Genomic DNA, 23,797 nt, shown 5'->3' with positions numbered 1-23,797 from the left:
AAATGAAAATGTACAGAGAGTCTGCCGACTTTCTTCAAAAGAAACTTCCGTTTCGGGCTAAAATAGGAATTATATTAGGTAGTGGTCTGGGAGCTTTAGCCGACAAGATTGAAGAGGCTACCATTATTCCTTATAGTGAGATACCGCACTTTGCGCACTCTACGGCTATTGGGCATAAAGGTAATTTCATTTGCGGTAAACTGGCCAACATACCTGTAATAGCTATGCAAGGGCGTTTCCATTACTACGAAGGGTACTCTATGGAACAGGTGACATTTCCTGTACGTGTGATGAAACTCATCGGGGTAGAAACTCTTTTTGTTTCCAACGCAGCTGGAGGCATCAATAACAATTTTAGAGTGGGAGATTTGATGATAATTCGAGATCATATAAATAACCTACCCAATCCTCTCATAGGGCCCAATAAAGAGGAGTTTGGAGTACGTTTTCCCGATATGACACGTGCTTATGATAGAGCACTGATTGCTTCCGCAGAGCGCATAGCTCAAGAGGAAAACATAGAGGTAAAAAAAGGGGTTTATGTAGGCCTTACGGGCCCTTCTTACGAAACGCCAGCCGAGTACCGATTTTATCAACTGGGCGGAGGAGATGCTATCGGTATGAGCACTGTACCCGAAGTGTTGGTTGCACGTCATGCAGGTATTAGGGTCTTTGGGATGTCTGTTATTACCAATGAAGGATGGCATTTCGAAGGCGATTATACCAACGATGCCCAAGAGGTTATAGACGCGGCCAATAAAGCTTCAGAGAGAATGGGTAAAATATTTACTCGTTTGATACAAGAAATAATATAAAACGAATAGAAAAAAGGATTTGTTATGGATGACATAACCCTTTCCAGTAGCTCTTCTCTATCGGAAGAGGAAAGAGAAATACTCCTCCAATTAAGAAAGAGAATTCGCTCTCGTATGGATGGGGTTATGGCATCCTCTATGAGAGAAAAGGGAGTAAATTATCCCTACAACTTTGGACTCTCGATTCCTCAAATAAGAGAATTATCGCAAGGATTACCTACTACCCTCTCTTTTGCAGAATACCTTCTTGCTACTCGCTCGAGAGAGTTAAACATATTGGGACTTATACTATACCCCATCAAGAAACTAACGGCAGAAAGGGCCATTAGTTTGCGACAGCAACTCTCTACACAGGAGCTGAGGGATATATACGCTCACCATTTTCTTAGTTATTTAGAGGCCGACTCTCCCGTCTGGGCTACTGTTTGGGAGGAGGGAACTGCTCGTGAAGAGGTTATTGCAGCTTTAACTCGCAAGCTCTTGCTACAACTACCTTTGGATAGTGTTTTTACTCATAGAGTATTAGAAAAGGTCTTAGTAAATGCACAACAGCAAAAAAAAATCACTCCCATAGAAATTTCTTTCTTAGAACGCCTTGCTCTTCACCCCGACTTTACAGATTTGTTTCGCGCTTGCCTCTCGGAGTGGCAGACTTGTTCCAACGAAGTGCTACGAGAACTTTCCTCTTATATACGAGATGCAATAGAGTTGTCTTCGAACTCCAACGGCACTGAATAAAAGGTTTATTTTATCGTTATTTTAATCCAGAACACTACCTTTGCTGGGGCTATTAGATTAAATCGATGTTTTTGAATAAAGTTATTCTGATAGGATACGTAGGGATGGATCCCGAGGTGCGCTACATCAGAGAGAATATGGCTACAGCTACTTTTTCTCTGGCTACGACCCAACCAAGTTACCGTCTGCGTAACGGCAGCATGAGTCCCGAGCATACAGATTGGCACCGCGTAGTTTCTTATGGCGAACAGGCTCTTTTTTGTGAAAAGTTCGTACGCAAAGGACACCTGATTATGGTTGAGGGGAGGATTAGTTATAGAAAATACTCCGATAAAAACAGTGTGATGCACTCTATCACAGAGATAGTTACCGAGCGTGTGGGCTATGTGGGTAATCACCCGCAAGAGCAGAATAATAATCTGAGAAGTTAAATTATAAAGACTTTATCTTGATGGATACCACAGTATCATCTTTTTTTTCTTCATTTCTCTCCTTACGCTTTCCCGAAATAGAGGTACTTCCTTTCACCATAGGAGCAGTCGTAACCCTTATTCTCATAATTATATTACTTGTTTTGTCGGGTTATATGTCTTCTTCGGAGGTAGCTTTTTTTTCTCTCTCTCCACAGGACATACACGAAGTTCGTAATGGGAATACTCCCAATGACCAAAAACTTCTATCTCTCTTAAGTGAGTCGGAAAAGCTATTGGCAACAATATTGATAGGTAATAATATCGTCAACATCAGCATTGTCCTATTGAGTAACTATTGGGTACGCTTGACTTTTAACTTCGGCGAGGCAGAGTCGGTACGTTTTATAATCCAAACCATTGCCTTGACTTTTATCCTTCTGCTGTTTGGAGAGATTATACCCAAGGTTTATGCACAGAACAACCCTTTGGCATTTAGCCGATTTTCTTCGCGCATAATGTATCCTATACACCGCTTTCTCTCTCCATTATCAAGACTTTTAATAAAGCTCTCTTCTACTCTCGATAGGAGGACGAATAAGCCCTACAGTCTCTCGGTAGACGACCTCTCTAAAGCTGTAGAACTCACGATTGACCAAACAGAAGAGGAGAGCAAACTTATTGGTGAGATTATCAAGTTCCATGCCAAGACTGCCAGTGAAATAATGATCCCTCGAGTAGATATGGTAAGCGTGGATTATAGCTGGAATTTTACCGAAGTATTAGCCTTTATATTGGAGGCTGGCTACTCTCGCATACCCGTTTTTCAAGGAACGCAAGACGATATAAAGGGGATTCTCTACATTAAAGACTGTATCCCTTATGCGCATGAAACCGAAGATTTTAACTGGCACCGCCTCATTAGAGAGGCCTATTTCGTACCCGAAAACAAGAAAATAGACGATTTGTTGGAAGAGTTTCGCTCTCAACACATCCATATATCTATCGTAGTAGATGAGTATGGAGGTACCTCGGGATTGATAACGTTGGAAGATATTTTGGAGGAAATAGTAGGCGAAATTACCGATGAATACGACGAGGAAGAGCTTCTCTACACACGTCTACCAGATGGCTCTCTACTCTTTGAGGGGAAAACTCCCATAAATGATTTCTGTAGATTGCTTGACATAGACCCTAAAATATTTGAAGAGATTTCTCAAGAAGTGGATACCCTAAGTGGGATATATTTAGAGGTAAAACAGGAGTTACCCCGTATGGGTTCTTTTGCAGAGTATGCAGGATTTCGATTTGAGGTTACGAAGTTGGAAAAATATCGTATCATGCAGATGCGCATAACCCTGCCTAAAGAGTACGCAGCCCCTCCTCAATAATAAATACTTCTATGGAGGGTATTTTCGTTGCTCGAATAGTAGATTTCGTCCCAGAGGTATTACCTCTTTCTCAAAGGGAGAGGGAAAAAAAAGCCGTCGAACACCTCCTCGCACATTTCCTTCCCGATACGTTCCTAACACATTCCTTAGAGGGAGCTCCTATTTTAGAGGGTTATGGTGGAGCCATTAGCATTAGCCATTCTACAGATCTTTTTGCTCTCTATCTCTCCCCTACGGCAAGTCGTATTGGGCTTGATTTAGAAACAAAATTTGCTAAAGTTTTGCGTGTTGCACCCCGATTTATGGATGCAGATGAATTGCAGGCATTGTCTGCTATCTCTTCTCTCTCTGAGCGAGAGCGTTTTGCTACCCTTCTTTGGTGTGCCAAAGAGGCAACATTCAAATATTTTAGAACAGCCCATCCCGATTTTCGGGCTTATTATCACCTCCTCCACCCTACTACGATTCTACCTTTCACTCACGAACCTCTAACTCAGGTACTACAGCTTAGTTATTTGCATCCATCACATATAGAATCTCTCCACATAACCGTGGAGCAACATCCACTCTATACACTCGCATACGTAGCAGATAGCGGACTTAAAGAAACTTCTTCAAAGCAGCAAAACGGAGGAATATCTGTTTTTCTCCAGCCTTAACAAAGTCTATCGTCGCAATTGCATTTCCTGCTACCCCCTCGATACTTTTTACAACCCCCTCTCCAAAGAGGTTATGAAAAACTCTATCCCCCAAAGAGATTTCTTCGGCACTTTTCACTGCTATGGTAGGACGGGCCTCGCTATTTTCTTGCTCTTGTGAGGGGCAAGGGTGTAACTTCTCGGCAACACCTCTTTTAGATGGAAAAGTTAAAGAGGGCTGTCTTTTTACGGTTGCTTTTTGTGAATTCGAAGGTGGTGTAAAGGTTTTAAAGGGTTGCTTAGAAAGCACAGAGAGAAAACTGTACTCTTCGGGGCGAATACCCTCTTTGGAAAGCAATGCAGCATCTAATTCTTTTAAAAATCGGCTCGGCAACATAGGGGTTCCACTGCCATTGATGATGCGATAGCGAGAGAAGTAGAGATTACAATGTTCTTTGGCTCGGGTAATAGCCACGTACAGCAATCGACGCTCCTCTTCAATATTATCGTCCATTTCACTGCGTAATGAGGGGAAAAGCCCCTCTTCCAACCCCACGATGTAGATGTAGTCATACTCCAACCCCTTGGAGGCATGAACCGTCATCAAATGCACGGCATCTCTATCCTCATCTTGCTCTTCATCATCTCTATCAGAAGCAAGAGAGATACCTTGTAAAAAAAGAGCCAACAAATCTTGAGGAGTAGAATGATTAGGGTCAAAAAGCAGTTCGCTCTGCAACGTAGCGGTTAAGAACTCTTCTACGCTGCTAATAAACTCTTCTACATTGTCAAGACGAGCTTCACTCTCCTCGGTATGCTCCATTTTAAGAGCTTCGACAATGCCCGAACGCTCTACAACTCGTTTAATCCAATCTGCAAAATTGCCGTCGGGAGGCGTAGAAATGGCCTCTAATGTTTCGAGATAGAGAGCCAAATGTTTAGCCCCAGCCTTGGGTAGCTTGGTATTCTCTTCCAACAACTTACGGGCAGCTCTATAGAGAGATATGCCCTCCCAGTGCGCTCTATCATAGATGGCTTGCAAGGTTTTATCCCCAATACCCTTTTTGGGATATTTGGCGGCACGCTCAAAAGCCTCGTTATTGTCTTTATTGAGAATTAACTGCAGGTAGGCAAGGATATTTTTAATCTCTGCTCTCCCATAGAAAGCTAATCCTCCATAGATCTTATAGGGAATACCAGCTAAACGCAGTTGCTCCTCGAAAAGACGGCTCTGTGCGTTGGTTCTGTAGAGTATGGCAAAAGAGCTGTACGAAAGATGCGGATTTTGCTTCTTATAGTGTTGTATCGAAGTTGCCACATTTTGTGCCTCTTCATAGCCACTATCTACGCCACTTAGTAGGGTTTTTGTCCCCTTAGGGCGACGAGAAAATACCTTTTTGGGGATACGCTCTCTGTTATGCTCTATAAGGCTATTGGCAAGATCGACTATATTTTGAGAGGAGCGATAATTCTCTTCCAACTTGAAAAGCCGTGCTCGGGGGAAAAGTTGAGTAAAAGAGAGTATATTTTGCATACTTGCTCCTCGGAAAGAATAAATACTTTGCGCATCATCCCCTACGGCAAATACCCGCTGTTTTCCCTCTACCAAGCGTCGCACGATAAGGTACTGAGAGGGATTAGTGTCTTGAAACTCATCGATTAGTAAGTAGTCGATGCTCTCTTGTATCTCTCGCAACACCTCGGGAAAGTCTCGTAGTAACACATTAAAAAGAAAGAGCAAATCGTCAAAGTCCATGGCATTAGCCTCTTTGCACCGCCGTGTATACAAGTCATAGATAGAGTTTATCAGCGTAATACCATTAGAGCGGTCGTAAGCAACCATATCTACCTGCGAATTGTAAGCCTGAGGTGTTATAAGTCGGTTCTTGGAGGTCGATATGCGATTAAGAATCAATTTGGGCGTATAGAGGCGGTTATCAAGATTGAGCTCCTTGACTATCTTTTTGACCAAACTCTTCGAATCCGAAGTGTCATAGATAGAAAAATTGGGCGTAAAACCCAACAACGGGGCAAAGCGTCTGAGAATACGGGCAAAAACAGAGTGAAAAGTACCTACTCTCATCTTTGCAGCCTCTCGGGCAGAGACCATCTGGGCAACCCTATGTTGCATCTCTTGGGCTGCTTTATTGGTAAAAGTCAGTGCCATTAACTTTTCGGGGGCATAGCCACACTCGATCAAATGAGCCAATTTGTAGGTTAGGACACGGGTTTTGCCCGAGCCTGCCCCCGCAATGACCAAGGCAGGTCCCTCGTCGTAGAGAACGGCTTCGGCTTGGGCGGGGTTAAGTTCTTGTGTATAGTCAATCATCTTCGATTATGGTGCTATGCCAATAAAGCAAATGGCATCACAAAGATACAGATAGCTGTACGCTTAACGTACATCGTGAAGTATTTTGTCGCTGGAGAAAAGAAACCGTGTGATTATAAGGCGATTGTAGCTACTCTCAAAAAGGAATAAAAACTGCTGAAAGTTTCCATAGGTCCAAACTCAAGTTCCCTCCCGAGAGAACTTTAGTTCCCTCCTATGATAACCCAAGTTTGTACATATGAATACTAACAATGGTAGTGTGCGAAAAAGTGTGTATTTCTCCCTCAAATGAGAGACTATATTGATACACTTTTTCCCTTATTGCCTTTTACAAAAGGGAAGAAGAATCGGGAATCCTCTTTTGTGGAACTTGCACTCCTTGTGCAAGAAGATATGTCCTTTTATAAACGTTTTTGTAGCTGAGGTAGAATAGAGGCTTTCCACTGGGTAAAACGTTCCTCTCTTATAGCCTTGCGAGCCTCTTCCATTAACCAGAGGTAGAAAGACACATTATGTATAGAGGCTAAAGTTAATCCCGTTAACTCCTCCGCCTTAAAGAGGTGGTGGAGGTAGGCAAGCGTATAGCGTTCGTCAATGGGAGAAGCACCGCCTGCATCAATGGGTTCAAAGCAATCTTTCCACTTTGCATTCTTGATGTTTATAACCCCATTGCGGGTAAATAGCTGTCCATTACGTCCATTGCGAGTAGGCATAATGCAGTCAAACATGTCGACTCCCCTCTCAATAGCTTCCAATAAATTGGCTGGTGTGCCCACTCCCATCAAGTAGCGAGGTTTATTTTTGGGTAAGATTTCATTGGTAACCTCAATCATTTCGTACATCTTTTCAGTTGGTTCTCCTACTGCCAAGCCTCCTATAGCATTGCCATCTGCACCCAATGAGGCTATGTTTTCTGCGGCTCTGCGACGAAGCTCGGGATATACACACCCCTGTACTATTGGGAATAGAGATTGATGGTAGCCATAAAGCGGCTTCGATTGGGAAAAATAATCCCAACAACGCTTTAACCATCGTTCTGTGATATTCAAGGAGTTTAGAGCATATTTATACGAGGCATCGCCTGGACAGCACTCATCAAAAGCCATTATAATATCCGCTCCAATAATACGCTCTATCTCCATCACCCTCTCGGGGGTAAATAGATGTCGAGAGCCATCTATGTGCGAGGCAAAGAGTACCCCTTCTTCCGTAATCTTACGGCGGTGTGCCAGTGAATACACCTGAAATCCGCCACTATCGGTGAGAATAGGCTTTTTCCAAGTACCAAACTTGTGCAGCCCTCCTGCTTGGTGCAAAATGTCAAGCCCTGGGCGTAAGTATAGATGGTAAGTATTTCCCAAAATGATTTGTGCTTGGGTTGCTTCTACCTGCTCCATTGTGAGAGCTTTTACTGCCCCAGCCGTACCAACGGGCATAAATATGGGCGTTTCTACAGTACCATGGTCTGTAGTAATGATACCTGTACGTGCAGAAGATAGAGGATCTTGGGAGAGTATTTCGTATTTCATGAGCGCAAAGTTACCGCTTTTCGCATGAAATAGATATAGCCCAAGTTAAGGCTTTCGGCGTTGTTTATAGATGGGTACAAAGACAAGAATGCCCGAGGCAATAATAGAAAAAATGGAAAAGAAGTCAATCTTTGCGTAAAGAAGCACCAAAACGACAAGTATAGCCCAGCAGAAAGAGAGGGCTACGATTTGAGAGGTAGAGAGTTTTTTTCGGGGAGGGCGCATAAAATAATAGCAATAAGAGGGGTTACTTTTTGATCATATTTTGTTTGAGTTCGTCAAAAAGCTCTGGACGAGACATCCAATAACGAAGATCCTTACCACTCAGAAGAGCCTCTCTAATTTGAGTAGAAGAAATCTCTATAATAGGAGCATGAGAGGCGTAAGTTACTTTTTCAGACAGAGAGTGGTCAAAAGTAAATCCCTGACGTGGATAGACAACTATTGGGAGTAAATCTAAGAGAGCTTCCCAGCGGTACCACCGATTAAAACAAGCCCAATTATCGGCTCCTATCAAAAGAGTAAAGCGTTGGTCTGGATATTGCTTTTGAAGGGCTACAATAGTGTGTATCGTGTAGAAAGGAGGAGGTAGTGTTTCCTCTATTGGACAACAACGGAAGCGGGTATCTCCTTTTATAGTCGCTTGTATCAGACGACAACGGGTGTCAAAATCCAATAACGAGTGATGTTCTTTCAGGGGATTTTGCATGGCGGGAACAAACCAAAGTTCATCAAAGCCATAATCTTCGGTCAGGAGATAGTTGGCCAGTGCCATATGACCTATATGAATAGGGTCGAAAGTACCAGCAAAAACAGCTACAGAAGTAAGATTCTCTTGCGCATACATCCCCCGTGTCGAAGCATTATTTATAGTACTAACTCCCATCTTATCGATTGTTTGTGTTAATCCCTAGTGTACGACATGCTAAGTCTATCTCACTAACATCTCCCGTGTATTTACCCATTGCATCACTCAGTTTAACACACGCTCTCCAAGGTTCTTTTTCCGTCATTTTACAACGCCATAGTTTCATGACGATATTAGCAGGCTCAGCCCCCGTATCGTTGGTAAGATTAGTACCTATTCCAAAGGAACAACGAATACGATCGGAGCAATAATTCTTTATTTCTATAGCTCTCTCTACATCCAAACCATCAGAGAAAATAATGTACTTAATCTTAGGGTCTACTTTTAGTTCCTTATAACGTGTGATAGCCTTTTCTACAAACTCAAAAGGGCTTCCACTATCATGGCGCAAACTGGTATACAAAAGGGCATACTTCTTACTAAAATTGCTAAAGAAAACATCGGTAGTATAGGTGTCGGTAAGCACGGTACCCAAGTCTCCATCGTAAACATTGATCCAATTTTCCATTGCCATATAGTTAGCCATTTTGTAGCCATAAGTGGCTCCATGAAACTGAATCCATTCATGGGGATGTGTGCCCGAAACATTTAACCCATACTTATGTGCAAAATGCACATTGCTCGTACCAAAAAAGTGTTGAGGAGCATACTCTTGCATGATGCGTGTTATCTCGTCTTCTACATCGTAACTGAAGCGACGTCTCATACCAAAAAGCGAGAAGTTTAGCCCCTCTGCTTCAAGCCTCTTAGCCTTTTCAATAGCTCTTTGTCGTGTTTCACCGTCTGGTTGTATGCCCTGCTGGTTATAATACAACTGGCTAACCAACGCAAGAATAGGCGTCTCCCAAAGTGTTACTCTATAAAGAGGCCCTATGGCATCTATTTCTAAATGCCCCTCCTCGTCTAATCTGATGGATAGTTCGTCGGGATGAAAGCGAAAACCTCTCAACATATCTATATGTGTTGGAGGAATATAGGGCATTCGCGAAGAAATGAAAGAAGCCTCATCTTCTGAAAGAGTAATTTGAGACATACTCTCAATCTCTCGGCGCAACAATACATCAAAGCCCTCAGGATAGACACGTCTGTTACGATCTATAAACTTGAAGTGCCCAAAAGCATAAGGAAATAGCTTGGCATAAGCGTATCCCGTGGTAAACTTATAGAGATCTGTATCCAGAAGACTATTGATGATAGGCATAAGAAGTAGCGGGTCTAAAAAAACAGACCTCTCTCAATCCACAATGTGTGTACTGTATTTAGAGAGGTTGATGTATGGGTCAAGCCTTCTTCTACTGTAGTAAGATCTTCTACCCTTGTTTTTTCTGGTAGTAATAGTACAACGGTAGAGGTAACTTCGTTTTGTAGAATAGCGAGCTTATCTGCAGGAACTATAAATATGGATATTACATTTTGAGATGCTTCCTCGGCAGAAAGAGCCATATCTTTGGCAAAAGCTTCAGAAAGTAGGTAGCCTGTCTTTAATTTGACAACATGGCTTTCAGAGTATATCTTGTCTGCCGACGAATTTTGTAATTCCACTACTCGTATTGTGTGCCCTGCCTTTTTGAAAGCTTCTATAATTTGTCTTATCCAATAGTTCGCTTCTTTTGTAGAGGTGGGTGTTGTTAAAAGAATGCTTTTAGCGGGCAGACGTTGCGCCTTAGAGTCCTGTTGTTGAGGCCCAAAATCTCCTTTGATGCGATGTAAAAGAGCATCGAAAGATGAAGAGGGAAGAGTTTTTTTTCTCCCTTTTATCTTCAATGGAGATGTGCTTTGCCAGAACTCTGATAGCTGTTTTCTCTCCAAAATAGCCCCTTTATAGAACCAAATGATGTACACAATGCCCATGGGAATGACAATTGCCAAAAGAAGGAGAATTAGTCGTACATAAAGACTTCCCGAGGGTGCAGGTTGTATCATAGGAGGGTCTGTTATCTCTATCATACGTTTATACATAGAGATTCCGCTATTGGTTATATTTTGAGCTAAATATTGCTCCAAGAATTTTAATTGCTCTCTCTTAACTTCGGGAGAAAGGGAAGTTAGCGTTGGTGAAGAAATAGAGTCTATAGAGGCCTGTAACAGTTCTCGCTCTTTAGCCAAGTCTTCTAAAACATGATAACGAACCACTTCATTACACTCTTCTAACATCGCGTTCAACACCTGAAGAGATCTACGAGACGAACCAGATGTTTTTACCTTAAGCGTAAAAACGGTACCTTGGTTAAGGGATAAATTCATATCCCAGTCGTATTTGGCCCTTATATCAATTCCTTTTAACCTGCGAATATTGATTTTTTTATTTAAGTCAAGAGGTGTTTTTTCATATTCGTCCCATCCAGGATTATCCGCCATTAGTACTCGTCCAAAAGGCGTCTCAACAGATTGTCCTACTCCCTCTATCGTGTATTCTTGCTGTTTCTCTATCTCTTCTCCTCTAAATGTTCCCCTAAAGTTTGATAGATAGGCTTTTCCTTCTGAGTAGAAGCAGTCTAAAGTGAAGGTATCCATCTCTTTGGCATCGAGAAAAAAGAGACGAATCGGCATATTGTTGTATACATCAAATTTTCCCCAAATGTTGTCTTGGTAGTATTCGACATCAAAACCCTCTCTCATTCCACAACGATATATGATATCTGCAGATACTAACCATCCGTATAGTTGAGACGGAGTATAAGCTGGAGCCATACGCCAAATAAGAAGAGGTTCGTTTTTCTCCGTCAAGACACTTTCTTTAGATCCTTCAAAGAAACGGGTCATAAGACCGATCTTGTACTCCGAATCTCCAACAACGGCCCTCTTCTTTAAAACGAAGATAACTCCCAAAAAGAAGATTATAGAACATAAAAACAGGGGCCATTTGTGGAGCATAAGTCGCACAAAAGCCATCAAAGACATCTGGGGTGTTGTGTTTTGTTTCATTGATTTTCTTTTTAGAGCAAAACGTGGTTAAGGCCTTTATTATTGTTGTTTTTTGGTCATGATATCCAAAACGAGCTTATCCGTTTCGTTCATGCCAACTCTTCCTATACCTGTAAGATTATCTACAGTACGGTCTACATCGTCATCTACAATACCTTCATTGCTTGTTACGACCTTATGTTCCATAGCCAAAAGGGCAGAAAACATTGCCGTGGATACTCCACTCGAAACTTTCATACTGCAGCTGGGTTTGGCTCCATCACAGAGCATTCCCGTTATATTTCCGACCATATTTTTAATAGCAAATCCCACCTGATCTCTGGTTCCCCCCATTAAATAGGTAAGTCCACAGCTAGACCCCGTTGCAGCGACAACGCATCCACATAGTGCCGATAGACGTCCCAGTTTTTGCTTTACATAGATGACCATTAAATTGCTCAGTACCAAAGCTCTGACTGTTTCTTCGTGAGATTTATTCTCTTTTCGAGCAAAAGTCAATACAGGCAAAGTCGCCGTTATACCCTGGTTACCACTACCAGAGTTACTCATTACGGTAACGGGAGCTCCGTCCATACGAGCATCACAAGCCGCACTCGTGTAAGTTAACATCTCTGTAAGCGAGGAAGTTCCCAGATATTTCTTTCCTAACTCCCCTTGTATCATTCTTCCCACAGCGTGTCCATAGGTGCTTTTAAGCGAGTACTCGCTTGCAGCTTGATTAAGACGAGCCGCCTCCATTATAAACTCTATTTTTTCTAATGGAGTGGTTGTGGCAAAATCGTAAACAATGCCGAAAGTTAGTTGTAATTGTTCTTTCTCTTCTTCTTTATTGGAAGCAGAGGGTACGGTAGCTCTTTGGCCAAAAAGCACCTTGTTATCTCTCTCCACAAAAATGATGTTTCGGTGATTAGATAGGATAATCACAGAAGAGGTGTGATCCTCTCCCCTCAAATTAACTTCTATATAGAGCTTATCAACCTCTCCTTCCTTTAGTTTGATTGAGATAATTTTTTTCTCCACGAGCAGCTTCGCTGCATTCAGGTGTTCTTCGGAAAAGTCTTCTAATACAGTTAACTCTTTTTCTGGTTGAGCAATTACAATACCAAGTGCTATTGCAATGGGTAGTCCGATCATACCCGTTCCTGGAATTCCTACTCCCATTGCATTCTTTAGCATATTAGCACTAAGCAACACCTCTATTTCTTTGGGTTCTTCTCCCAAAACATGTGAAGCCTTAGCTGCAGCCAGGGCTACTGCAACGGGCTCTGTACATCCTGTTGCTGGTATCACTTCACTCTTTATTAAATTAATGCACTGTTGTTCTATTGATATGTCCATTATTTTTCTCTAAATCGATTTTATTCCTAACGTGTCAAATACAATTCAAGTTGTTGTTTCTCTATACCATTTGTATAGTTGAGGTATTCCCTCTTGTAAAGAGGTTTTATAAGACCACCCAAAATTGTTTATTCGGGTTGTATCCACCAGTTTTCTTAAGGTTCCATCGGGATGTATACTATCAAACTGAATAATTCCTGTGAAACCTATAGTATTGGCGATAATTTGGGCAATATCTCTAATAGAATATTCCACACCTGTTGCCACATTTATGTGAGTATTGCGGATAATACCAGAGGAATTTTTGGGAATTAGGTCTTGAAAAGATATTTTGTCCATAATAAACAATGAAGCTTCGGCTAAGTCTTCGCTCCACATAAAGTCTCGAAGAGGTTTACCTGTTCCCCAGAGAACTACTTTATTAGGCCCAATGCCAAACAGAGAAAGTATTTTCTCAAAATCTTCGATGGAATAGCTTTTTCCCTTACAAAATCCAGACACAGGGCGATTGTTTAAGTCCTTTTGCAGACTTTCTATATCTTTTTTATAGAGAAGATGTGCCAAATAGATTTTGCGCATAATAGCGGGCAATACATGACTATTTTCCAGATCAAAATTATCCCCCCTGCCATAGAGGTTCGTGGGCATAATAGCTATGTAGTTGCATCCATGCTGTATATTGAAGCTCTCGCACATCTTTAGACCTGCTATCTTAGCTATCGCGTAGGGTTCATTGGTGTATTCCAAACTATCTGTAAGCAGATACTCCTCCTTAATGGGCTGAGGAGCCTCCCTCGGATAAATACAAGTACTCCCCAAAAACAGAAGCTTTTTTACTCCATAACGATAACTCTCTCCAATTACATTCTGCTGTATACCAAGATTGTTATAGATAAAGTCAGCTCTATAGCGATTGTTTGCGCCAATCCCTCCCACGAAAGCTGCCGCTAAGAAAACATATTCAGGACGCTCTTCTTCAAAGAAACAACGTACTGCAAGGGCATCCAATAAGTCCAGTTCGCCGTGGGTACGGGTGATGAGATGAGTATATCCCCTCTTCTTTAGTAGTCTATATATGGCACCGCCTACAAGGCCTGTATGTCCTGCTATATATATCCGAGCATCTAAATTCATAGTTTTGGTCTCTGAGGCACCCTATTCAAAGAAGTTACATATCCTAAAGCCCCCTTGATGCAGGTAAGCTTCTCTTTTCATTAATTGGATGTCATGAACCATCATATCTGATACTATGTCTTCCAATGTATATTGCGGTTGCCACGAAAGTTTTTCTCTGGCTTTAGTTGCATCTCCGAGAAGAAGTTCTACCTCTGTGGGGCGGAAATAGGCTGGGTCAACAAAAACCAAGGCTTTTCCAATCAAGAGGTTTACTATAGGAAGATATTCCTCTCCTACTTTCTTAATAAAAATGGACGGATCACAAGCCGTAAGTACTCCTTGCTCTTCTATTCCTTTACCCTTAAACTCTATTGTTAGACCAATCTCTGCAAAAGAAAGGCGAACAAACTCCCGAACCTCTGTAGTTTTACCCGTAGCAATAACATAGTCATCGGGTTGCTCCTGCTGCAAAATTAGATGCATTGAACGCACATAATCCTTGGCATGTCCCCAATCTCTTTGTGCCGAGAGGTTTCCCAAGAAGAGTTTATCCTGAAGCCCCGTTACGATACGACTTACAGAGCGTGTCACTTTACGAGTTACAAACGTTTCGCCTCTCAAAGGGGACTCATGGTTAAAAAGAATGCCATTGCTGGCATGGATTCCATAAGCCTCTCGATAGTTTACTGTAATCCAATAGGCAAAAAGTTTAGCACAGGCATAAGGGCTACGGGGATAAAAAGGAGTAGTCTCCTTTTGAGGAATCTCTTGAACCAAACCATATAATTCGCTTGTAGAGGCTTGGTAGTAACGTACAGACTTTTCCATGCCTAACAGATGAATAGCTTCGAGCAAACGCAAAGCCCCCAATCCCACAACATCCGCTGTATACTCTGGCAGTTCAAAACTAACCTTTACGTGGCTTTGAGCTCCTAAATTGTAAACCTCCTGAGGTTTGATTTGATCCATCAAACGCACAAGACATGAAGAGTCGGTGAGATCTGCATAGTGCAAATAATAGTTTTGATGCTCTACATGTGGGTCTTGGTAGAGATGATCAATGCGCTCGGTATTGAATAGCGAAGAGCGACGCTTCAGTCCGTGCACCTCATATCCCTTTTTCAGGAGATATTCACTTAAATAGGCACCGTCTTGCCCCGTAACTCCCGTTATTAGGGCTACTTTCCGCTGATTATTCATCTCTTCTTTTATTCTGCTTTTGATGGTAAATAACAGTCGTCGCACCCAAAGTTATAACATCTCCGTTTTCCAAAGAATAGCGTTCTCCAGGATCTAACTCTCTGGTGTTGATGAATGTTCCCGTCATACTGTCATTATCCATAATAATAGCGGTGACACCATTTGGAGTAACGCTCATTGTTATGAGTGTGTGATTGCGGTCTAAACTTGGGTCAAATGAACGAATAGCTACCTCTAAATCGGTGTGTCTGTCATTGTACCTCCCGACACGATTCAACCCCTCATATAAGGGGAAAATAGCGGCATAACCAAAGATATTTTCTATAACCTGTAGTTCCGCCAAAACTTCTCGGGAAGAGGAGAGGGCCTCTCTAGCGGAAAAATCATCCTCTTTTTGCTTTTCTTGTGTTGACGTTAGAGAAAAAGCCAATCGCCTTTTACATCCAGGACAAGGCATATCTACATGCCCCTTTTTATCCATCACTGAACGAATTACTCCATACTCTACTTTTTTCTTACAGTAGGGACAAACTATGTACTTTGCCAATTAGAAATCCTCCTTATTTTTGCTTGTAGAAACCTCTAGACTACATCAAAAGTAGCTATTTTAGACGACATACCTTTACAAAAGCCTTTTCATAACAGGTTTATATGGCTTATTTAGCAGGTTTTTCTCTCAAGCTCTTCTATTATCGCTCGTACTTGAGGCAGTAGTGGAACAAAAAAAGAATTATTTACTCGAAAGAGTGGTACTTCCATCTCTTTTGGGTATATCTCTTTTTGAGCTTCTATACGCCTTGTAATCTCTTCTTGCGTGGCATTATCTCTTTTGGCTATCCGCATCAATCTTTCTTCTAAAGGGGCTTCTATCCAGACCACAGCATCGCAAAAAAGGTAAAAATCACTTGGAAATAGAATTGCACTCTCCAGAGCGACCCAGTTTGTTTCTTGACGGATACACCAATGTTCAAAACGTTCTTTTAGTAGAGGATGTATAAGACGCTCTACCAAAGAGAGGGCTTCTTGATTGGAAAAAAGAATCTTTGCCAATGCCTTACGGTTCAATGAGCTATCTGGAGTGTTGTACAAATCTTTACCGAAATGCTCACATATAAAACTTTTTACCTCTTTACTCTCCTCATATAAAAGTTTTGCTTCGCTATCGGAATCAAAAACAGGTATGGCCAAAGAAGATAAGATGCGAGAAAAAACAGATTTACCACTTCCCATACCTCCACTAATCCCCAATACCCGAGGTCGTGTATGATTCTTTGTAACCATAGTCAATCTCTCTACTCTTTTTCTAATATGTACTGTACACGCGCTGGCGTCAGAGAATATTTTGTTACCCCCACGGGAGATTCTTCTACACCGATGGGAAGTAACTGTTCTTTTGTTTCTCTACTGCCATTGTGTATTTGAGAGTAATCTACAAGGAGCTTAAAGTCCTTTTCTGAGATAGAGGTATAAAGAGATTTGGGAAGCGTAATACGTAAATTGGCTTTCGAAGGAAGTAATCGTAAGCGATACCCTACGGGAAGATTTTTGACATTTATATCCAAATCAAAGTTCTTTTCCGTAAGCTCTTCAAAGGTTATAGATGCGTCAATCTCATTTCGGGAAAAGCGAACATTAGGGATCTCTTTTAACGAGACAACTGTGGAAATATGATTTTTTCCCTCAAGTTGTCTTACTTCAACTGCTTCAGTGTGTACAAGATTGATTGTATCTATACACATCTTGCTGCCATATAGCTTAATCTTAGAAGGTTTTAAGTCCACTTTTGTGATAAGGAATCCATCTTGGTGCAATATCTGCAATTCCGACTTTATAGGTACTTCTTTTGTATGTAGTTTTGCCAACTCTACGGATATTTCTCTGGGGTATATGGCTTGTATTTTAGTCCCCTGCTCCAACTGTTTCTGTACCCATTGTTCCAGTGTGGCATAGGATATATAGAAATGATTTTTGGAAGTTCCAGAGAGGGAGAAGGCCTTTATTTCAATGGGTTGTATAGCTCGAAAGGTATAGTTAAAAAGCAAATCAAAACCAGTTCCCTCAATTTCCACTTCAAGAAATTCTGGGAGTACTCCTTGTATAGAATATTCTTTCAAAGAGGTGTAATTCAGTGGCATTTTTAGACTTTTGGTGTAAGTCATCTGCAAGCTGGTTATAGCCCACCAGATAGAAGAAACCAATAAAAAGAAGAGAAAGGTTACGAATTTTTTCCCTTTTTTCGATTGAGGTTTTAAGGAGAAAGGCACATTCTCTTTTTTTCTTTTCGTCGTAGTCTTTTGAGTGAATAACTGAAGTTTCATAGGGAGCTTTCTAAAACATCCTAACAAAAAAGAGCCTAAAATACTCCAATGTACTTTAGACTCCCTTTTCTTGCTTTGTGTTTATTACTGCTTTGCTACATCTTCAACAGCGGCATAAACCGAAGTTTTTTCTACTCGTATACGTACGTCTCTTGCTACTTCTATAAGGAAATCACGTTCGTTTACCTCGCAGATTTTACCATGTATTCCTCCTGCTGTAACCACTTTATCTCCTGCCTGCATAGCGTCGCGCTTTCTTTGAAGCTCTTTTTGACGTTTACTTTGAGGACGGATAAAAAACAACCAGAAGATAAGAATGAGCACTACCATCATGATGATAGTGCCTATAGAACCTCCGAACAAACCTCCTTGTGGAGCTGCTGCCGCTGCTGCGTCTAAGAAAAATAAATTCATCTCGTGTATGTATTAATATAGTTTCTTTTGCAAACTTACGGAAAAACTCCAAAAGAGTATCGATTTTCAAAGAAAAACATCTTTTCTTGCAACTCGAATACTTTATACCAGTTTGAATTATGGTATGGAAGTATGGAAAGAGTGCTATAAGCCTCTCTTGGGAAAAAGAGCGTTACGATGCTAACCACAGCCCTTTCATCGCCTTCTCTTCTTGGCGAACACGAATAACCAACAAGACGATATAAACAGGAAGCCCTACACTAAGCGTAATCCATGCATTGCAAAGCATGGCTACGCCAATAAGCTCTGGGATAATATTTAGATAATAGTTAGGATGACGTACTGTCCTAAAAAGAAAACTCTTTTCGATACGGTGGTTAGGAACAATGTAGACTTTTAGTGTCCATACATCTTTTAGTTTATAAATCACATAGAATAAGATAAGGTAAGCAAAAGACATAAGAGCAAACCCCCAACCAGAGAAAGTGTTAAACTCTTTATCCAAAGCATAGGCTTCGTACAGAGAGGAAAAATAGAAGGCTATATGTGCCAATGCAAGAAAGAGAGAATTTAACTTACCATACTGTACCGCTCCTTTTTTCTGTATACGCTTTTCATTACGAATAGAATAAGCAAGGGAAACTAAACGAAGAAAAAAGAAAATGAAAAATGTAATAATAATGTACTGCATATTGGTCTATTAGGTTATTGGTTTTACAGTGGTAGAACTCTCTCTTTTCGAGTATAAATCTAAAGGAAAAAGCCATTTTAAATCTGCCCCACCTACATACTCATACTCAAACCCTCTAAAGAGAGCTTTCTTTAAGTGCAAAGTAAATTAAATCTCTTGAAAAGCAGAGTATATCTGCGCTTTCAAAGAGAATATACAAGAGAAGTAAACGAAAACTATTTCAACCATTAAGGTTCTGGTGCAGGTTTCTTCTACAATTACAAATCCTGTCGTAAAGGCAAAAAAGTAGTGTGTAAGACTCTCTTACACACTACTTTATTTTTACTTCTTGAGCCATTTGTCAAGCCAAGAGAAGAACGTTCTCTGCCATAGAATCGCGTTTTGTGGCTTCACTACCCAGTGTGTCTCATCTGGGTAAAGCAACATTTCGGTAGGGATACCTCGCATACGGGCCGCATCAAAAGCCATCATGCCTTGAGAGGCAAGAATTCTGAAATCGTACTCACCGTGAATAACCAAAATAGGAGTATCCCACTTATCGACAAACTTATGAGGAGAGTTGGCAAACGTACGTTGAGCTATGGCATTATCCTTTTCCCAGGGAGCACCTCCCATATCCCAGTTGGCAAACCATTTTTCCTCTGTTTCGAAATATTGAGATTCTATATTGAAAATACCTGCGTGAGCTATAAAGCAGTTAAAACGCTTTTCGTGATGTCCTGCCAGCCAGTACACAGAAAAACCGCCATAGCTTGCTCCCACACACCCCATACCATTGGGATCTATAAAAGGCTCTTTTTTCATTTCATCGGCAGCTGTCAAATAATCTTGCATATTTTGACCGCCGTAATCTTTACTAATCTGTTCATTCCAAGCTTTCCCGAAACTGGGTACTCCATGACGATTAGGTAAGATTACAATATACCCATGCTCTGCCATAATACGTGGATTCCATCTGTAAGACCAGAATTGACTGATGGTACTCTGAGGTCCTCCCTGACAGTAAAGAATAGAGGGGTATTTTTTTGTCGGATCAAAATTGGCTGGATAAACAACCCATACTAACATTTGCTCATTGGAGGTAGTTGTCATCCAACGTTTTTCACAGCGAACGTCTCCCAATCTATCCAAGAGTGATTTGTTTTCTGCCGTAATCGCTTGTGCTTTCCCGTTTTTCAAATCTACATTGTACAGATCTGTGGGAACGAGCATTGATTGCCGAGCAGCAATGAGAGTTCCTTTTTTCAGGTCAAAGGCTTTATAGTCTACCTGTCCCTCTGTTATACGACGAATCTTTCTTGTCTTTAGTGGGATTTCAAAAAGATGTGTTTCGGCCTTTACACAAGAAATGAAGTAGATAGAACGACTATCTTCTGACCAAACAGGGCTCTCGACATCGCACTCAAAACCTTCTGTTAAATATGTTTTCTTGCCTGTTTTTACATCCATAATGAACAAACGCTTCAAGTCAGACTCGTAGCCATCTCTCTCCATACTCACCCAAGCTATGTATTTTCCATCTGGAGAGAATGTTGGGTGCGTATCGTATCCCAACATTCCTTCTGTGAGGTTACGAGTTTTACCCGAAACAATGTCGTAATAGTAAATATCGGAGTTTGTTGAGATACTGTACTCTAAACCTGTTTTTTTACGACAAGCATAGGCTATTCCCTTACCATCGGGGGTAAAAGCGATATCTGTAACATCACTATGGGGTTTCATAGGAGCTTCATAGGGTTCTCCCTCAAGCAGGTCTTTTCCTTGCGTTATGGGAGTATTGCCTACGAGAGCAATAAAGGGATGAGGTATTGTGGTTACCCACTCGTCCCAGTGTTTATACATCAAATCAGTGATAATAACACCTGTAGCCTTATCTAAATCGGGATGGCGTTTTTCTCTCTCTGGTTGAATCTTTATGTCTGCCGTATAGAGAAGTTGTTTCTCATCGGGCGAATAGAGATACCCAGTAATTCCTCCCTCAATGTTAGTAACGGCCTTTATCTCTTTTCCCTCTGGAGTCATCGTATATAGTTGCATGGCTCCTTCCTTTGTACTCATAAAAGCAATGCGCTTGTCTCCATCCATCCATTTGGGAGCATATCCCTCCCCTATCTCTTGGCGTTGCTGACCATCACTGCTCATGACAAAGATTTTACTCTTTGCCTTGTTCTCTTTTATGTCGGGGAAACTAACAGCATAAACGACTCTTGCTCCGTTGGACGAGAGAGAAAAATCTCCTACTCGTGCCATGGTGAGAAGTTTCTCGGGAGTTAGCTGTTGTTTATCAGATTGTATCATTTCTAAATTATTCTTCTGTGCTATAGCCACATGTGATGCACCTGTAAAACAGGGAAGAAGCATCAGTAGAGATAAAAATGTCTTTTTCATAATTATTCATAGATAGCATTACGACGATCTATCAAAGAGGCATCGCTGATGTAGTCGTCATAGTTTATAATCTTATCTACTATACCCTTAGTTCCCAGCTCGATAACTCGGTTGGCAACGGTACGGATAAACTCGTGGTCGTGACTACTGAATAGAACATTGCCCTTAAAGCCAATCAGCGTATTGTTGAATGCCTGGATAGACTCCAAGTCAAGATGGTTGGTGGGAGTATCCAATACCAAAAGATTAGCCCCAGGAGGCAACATCATCTTGGAGATCATACAACGCATCTTTTCACCCCCAGAAAGGACAGATGCACTCTTATTGACCTCTTCTCCGCTAAAGAGCATACGTCCTAAAAATCCTTTGATATAAACATCATTGGTATCTTGGGCAAACTGGCTCAACCACTCTATCAAAGTCATATCCGTATTGAAATACTCTGTGTTATCAAGCGGTAGATAAGCCTTGGTAATGGTTTGCCCCCACTCAAACGTACCCGCATCTGCTTTTCGTTTATCGTTTATGATTTCAAATAGAGCTGTCATGGCTCTTGGATCTCGACTTATAAAGACGATCTTATCGCCCTGCTCTACATTGAAGTTCAGATCTTGGAAAAGCACTTGCCCCTCGATAGAAGCTGTAAGGCCTTTTACCTCGAGAATACGATTACCTGGTTCTCTCTCTGGCTGGAAGATAATACCAGGATAGCGACGAGAGGAAGCAACGATTTCGTCGATATTAAGCTTCTCAAGCATCTTTTTACGGCTTGTCGTTTGCTTACTCTTTGCTACATTGGCACTAAAACGACGGATAAACTCTTCCAATTCTTTACGTTTTTCCTCGTTCTTTTTATTCTGTTGTTGCTGTTGGCGAAGTGCTAATTGACTTGACTCATACCAGAAAGAATAGTTACCTGCAAACTGACGCACCTTACCGAAGTCAATATCTATTGTGTGGGTAGACACAGAGTCTAAGAAGTGGCGGTCGTGACTTACCACCAAAACAGTGCTTTCAGTCTCTGCCAAATAGTCTTCCAACCAAGCTACTGTATCCAAATCAAGGTCGTTGGTAGGCTCATCGAGAAGCAAGTTATCGGGTTTACCAAAGAGAGCTCGTGCTAAAAGAACGCGCACTTTCTGCTTACCGCTAATATCTTTCATTAGCTGGTAGTGAAGGTCTTCTTTAATACCCAATCCACTAAGAAGAGTGGCAGCGTCGCTCTCTGCATTCCAACCATCAAGATTGGCAAACTGCTCTTCTAACTCTGCTACTCGATTACCATCTTCGTCTGAAAAGTCTTCTTTGGCATAAATGGCATTTTTCTCTTCCATTATATTCCAAAGGGTAGTATGCCCCATGAGAACAGTATTGAGTACTGTAAACTCATCGAAAGCAAAGTGATCCTGACTAAGTACAGAAAGACGTTCTCCAGGTCCTAAAGAGATAGTTCCTCTTGTGGGTTCTATCTCCCCACTAATAGCCCTTAGAAGCGTGGACTTACCAGCTCCATTTGCTCCGATAATACCATAACAGTTACCAGGTGTAAACTTAAGGTTTACATCCTGAAACAGTACCCGTTTTCCAAACTGTATACAAAGGTCATTGATTGCTATCATATATATCTATGTAAAAATAAAGTATCTCACTAAAACCATTTTATCCGTTTCAATAAAACAAAGGCTCCTGCCGAAAGTCCGATGGCGACCACGAAGATAAGCCAGAAAGCCCACCCTTTGGCTTCCCAACCATTGGGGACGTTCATTCCATACATACTTGCGATTAGAGTGGGCAACATGAGGATAATGGAGATGCTTGTCATGCGTTTCATTATAGTGTTCACATTGTTAGAAATAACGCTTGCAAATGCATCCATCGTTCCCGTTAAAATTTCACTGTGAATCGTTACCGTATTATAGGCCTGGCTAAGCTCGATCCTCACATCTTCTGCCAAATCTTCATCGTATGGTATAGAGCGTCGTATAGCCTGCAGTTTGTTAATTACAGCTTCGTTGCCTCGAATGGAGGTACTAAAATAGACAAAGCACTTCTGCAACTTCATCAATTGCAAAAGGTCTTCGTTACGGATGCTGCTTTCTAAAGCCTCTTCCGCTTCCATAATCAAAGAACTGATCTGTTTTAGATATTTAAGAAACCACACGGCCGAACTATGCACCAAACGAAATATAAAATCGACTTCATTGGTAACACAAACTTTTTTCCTCTTACAGTGATCTATAAAATCGGGCATAAGCTGCGTTCTTCTATAACACACGGTAACTGTTATATGACGTTCTGGAGAGTAGATAACCCCGACAGGGATCGTAGTATAGGGTGTGGGCGAGTCTGAAACGGCCACAGGTATGCGGATTATGGTTAGCTCCCAACCATCCTCCTCCTCAATACGAGGACGCTCGTCCGTATCGGCAATATCGGCCAAAAAAGAATCTGGAATAGCAATTTCATCTACAAGGAAATCTAAATCTTCCGTCGTTGGACAAACTACTTTTATCCAGCAACCTGCTTCCACTTTATTAGACTCAATAAAACCTTTCTCTGGATAAATAAATCTACGCATAACTTGCTTCTCTTTGCACAGTTAAAACTGTTTTTTTTAGTTCTTTCTTAAATAAGGAGAGAAGCCACAAGGCTGGGGAAAAGCCTCTACGTAGTACAACACCAAGGGACA

22 protein-coding genes are annotated in these 23,797 nt (G+C 41.4%); 5 read left to right on the top strand and 17 right to left on the bottom strand.

Features of this window, described 5'->3' with window-relative positions; all coding sequences use genetic code 11:
• The first annotated feature begins 2 nt into the window (after positions 1-2).
• The 5 genes from B5D06_RS01925 to B5D06_RS01905 all read left to right on the top strand — a co-directional run bounded on the left by B5D06_RS01925 (position 3) and on the right by B5D06_RS01905 (position 4,013).
• The gene (locus B5D06_RS01925; RefSeq protein WP_394364843.1) at positions 3-815 is read left to right on the top strand and encodes a purine nucleoside phosphorylase I, inosine and guanosine-specific; all 813 of its coding nucleotides are present in this window, start codon (positions 3-5) and stop codon (positions 813-815) included.
• Positions 816-839: 24 nt separating this feature from the next.
• The gene (locus B5D06_RS01920) at positions 840-1,553 is read left to right on the top strand and encodes a DNA alkylation repair protein (protein WP_078736338.1); all 714 of its coding nucleotides are present in this window, start codon (positions 840-842) and stop codon (positions 1,551-1,553) included.
• Positions 1,554-1,624: 71 nt separating this feature from the next.
• Positions 1,625-1,984, top strand: a complete 360-nt coding sequence (locus tag B5D06_RS01915) for a single-stranded DNA-binding protein (RefSeq protein WP_159442664.1) — start codon at positions 1,625-1,627, stop codon at positions 1,982-1,984.
• Between the two features lie 20 nt (positions 1,985-2,004).
• Entirely contained in the window at positions 2,005-3,354 is a 1,350-nt protein-coding gene (gene gldE / locus B5D06_RS01910) for a gliding motility-associated protein GldE (RefSeq protein ID WP_078736336.1), read from the top strand.
• An 11-nt stretch (positions 3,355-3,365) separates the two neighbouring features.
• Positions 3,366-4,013: a 4'-phosphopantetheinyl transferase family protein gene (locus tag B5D06_RS01905; RefSeq protein WP_078736335.1), complete on the top strand. Its 648-nt coding sequence runs from the start codon at positions 3,366-3,368 to the stop codon at positions 4,011-4,013.
• Here the strand turns inward: B5D06_RS01905 and B5D06_RS01900 are convergent.
• From B5D06_RS01900 to B5D06_RS01820, 17 genes are all read right to left on the bottom strand, one after another.
• Positions 3,955-6,321, bottom strand: a complete 2,367-nt coding sequence (locus B5D06_RS01900; RefSeq protein WP_078736334.1) for an ATP-dependent helicase — start codon at positions 6,319-6,321, stop codon at positions 3,955-3,957. The two genes, B5D06_RS01905 and B5D06_RS01900, sit on opposite strands and share 59 nt — an antisense overlap.
• A gap of 401 nt (positions 6,322-6,722) precedes the next feature.
• Positions 6,723-7,850: a tRNA guanosine(34) transglycosylase Tgt gene (gene tgt, locus B5D06_RS01895; RefSeq protein WP_078736333.1), complete on the bottom strand. Its 1,128-nt coding sequence runs from the start codon at positions 7,848-7,850 to the stop codon at positions 6,723-6,725.
• Between the two features lie 45 nt (positions 7,851-7,895).
• Complete coding sequence (locus B5D06_RS01890; RefSeq protein ID WP_078736332.1) at positions 7,896-8,075, bottom strand: hypothetical protein; 180 nt, start codon at positions 8,073-8,075, stop codon at positions 7,896-7,898.
• Between the two features lie 22 nt (positions 8,076-8,097).
• Complete coding sequence (nadD, locus tag B5D06_RS01885) at positions 8,098-8,736, bottom strand: nicotinate (nicotinamide) nucleotide adenylyltransferase (RefSeq protein ID WP_234989540.1); 639 nt, start codon at positions 8,734-8,736, stop codon at positions 8,098-8,100.
• A gap of 1 nt (position 8,737) precedes the next feature.
• Positions 8,738-9,919 carry a nicotinate phosphoribosyltransferase gene (gene pncB, locus B5D06_RS01880; protein WP_078736331.1) on the bottom strand — a complete coding sequence of 394 codons (1,182 nt, stop codon included), beginning with the start codon at positions 9,917-9,919 and terminating at the stop codon, positions 8,738-8,740.
• Between the two features lie 14 nt (positions 9,920-9,933).
• Positions 9,934-11,643 (bottom strand): hypothetical protein, encoded by a 1,710-nt coding sequence (locus tag B5D06_RS01875; RefSeq protein WP_078736330.1) that lies wholly within the window; start codon positions 11,641-11,643, stop codon positions 9,934-9,936.
• 39 nt (positions 11,644-11,682) lie between these two features.
• Complete coding sequence (locus B5D06_RS01870; RefSeq protein ID WP_078736329.1) at positions 11,683-12,981, bottom strand: L-cysteine desulfidase family protein; 1,299 nt, start codon at positions 12,979-12,981, stop codon at positions 11,683-11,685.
• Between the two features lie 45 nt (positions 12,982-13,026).
• The gene (locus tag B5D06_RS01865) at positions 13,027-14,115 is read right to left on the bottom strand and encodes a GDP-L-fucose synthase family protein (protein ID WP_078736328.1); all 1,089 of its coding nucleotides are present in this window, start codon (positions 14,113-14,115) and stop codon (positions 13,027-13,029) included.
• Positions 14,116-14,136: 21 nt separating this feature from the next.
• Positions 14,137-15,297 (bottom strand): GDP-mannose 4,6-dehydratase, encoded by a 1,161-nt coding sequence (gene gmd, locus B5D06_RS01860; protein ID WP_078736327.1) that lies wholly within the window; start codon positions 15,295-15,297, stop codon positions 14,137-14,139.
• Positions 15,290-15,844: an FHA domain-containing protein gene (locus B5D06_RS01855; protein ID WP_143742568.1), complete on the bottom strand. Its 555-nt coding sequence runs from the start codon at positions 15,842-15,844 to the stop codon at positions 15,290-15,292. Before B5D06_RS01855 ends, gmd begins: the two co-directional genes overlap by 8 nt.
• 113 nt (positions 15,845-15,957) lie before the next feature.
• Positions 15,958-16,578, bottom strand: a complete 621-nt coding sequence (gene coaE / locus B5D06_RS01850) for a dephospho-CoA kinase (protein WP_078736325.1) — start codon at positions 16,576-16,578, stop codon at positions 15,958-15,960.
• Between the two features lie 11 nt (positions 16,579-16,589).
• The gene (locus B5D06_RS01845; RefSeq protein ID WP_078736324.1) at positions 16,590-17,615 is read right to left on the bottom strand and encodes a CdaR family protein; all 1,026 of its coding nucleotides are present in this window, start codon (positions 17,613-17,615) and stop codon (positions 16,590-16,592) included.
• Between the two features lie 84 nt (positions 17,616-17,699).
• On the bottom strand, positions 17,700-18,029 hold the full coding sequence (gene yajC / locus B5D06_RS01840; RefSeq protein ID WP_078736323.1) for a preprotein translocase subunit YajC: 330 nt from the start codon (positions 18,027-18,029) through the stop codon (positions 17,700-17,702).
• Positions 18,030-18,201: 172 nt separating this feature from the next.
• Entirely contained in the window at positions 18,202-18,720 is a 519-nt protein-coding gene (locus B5D06_RS01835) for an isoprenylcysteine carboxyl methyltransferase family protein (RefSeq protein WP_078736322.1), read from the bottom strand.
• Positions 18,721-19,041: 321 nt separating this feature from the next.
• Positions 19,042-21,108 (bottom strand): dipeptidyl-peptidase Dpp5, encoded by a 2,067-nt coding sequence (locus tag B5D06_RS01830; protein WP_078736321.1) that lies wholly within the window; start codon positions 21,106-21,108, stop codon positions 19,042-19,044.
• Between the two features lie 2 nt (positions 21,109-21,110).
• The gene (locus B5D06_RS01825; protein ID WP_078736320.1) at positions 21,111-22,727 is read right to left on the bottom strand and encodes an ABC-F family ATP-binding cassette domain-containing protein; all 1,617 of its coding nucleotides are present in this window, start codon (positions 22,725-22,727) and stop codon (positions 21,111-21,113) included.
• 29 nt (positions 22,728-22,756) lie between these two features.
• Positions 22,757-23,686, bottom strand: a complete 930-nt coding sequence (locus B5D06_RS01820) for a magnesium transporter CorA family protein (RefSeq protein WP_078736319.1) — start codon at positions 23,684-23,686, stop codon at positions 22,757-22,759.
• Positions 23,687-23,797 lie beyond the last annotated feature (111 nt).

It is taken from the genome of Porphyromonas circumdentaria (genome assembly GCF_900167105.1).
Lineage (GTDB): Bacteria > Bacteroidota > Bacteroidia > Bacteroidales > Porphyromonadaceae > Porphyromonas > Porphyromonas circumdentaria.
Note: the sequence above shows the minus strand (reverse complement) of the source record. Positions and strands in the feature narration are given on the sequence as shown.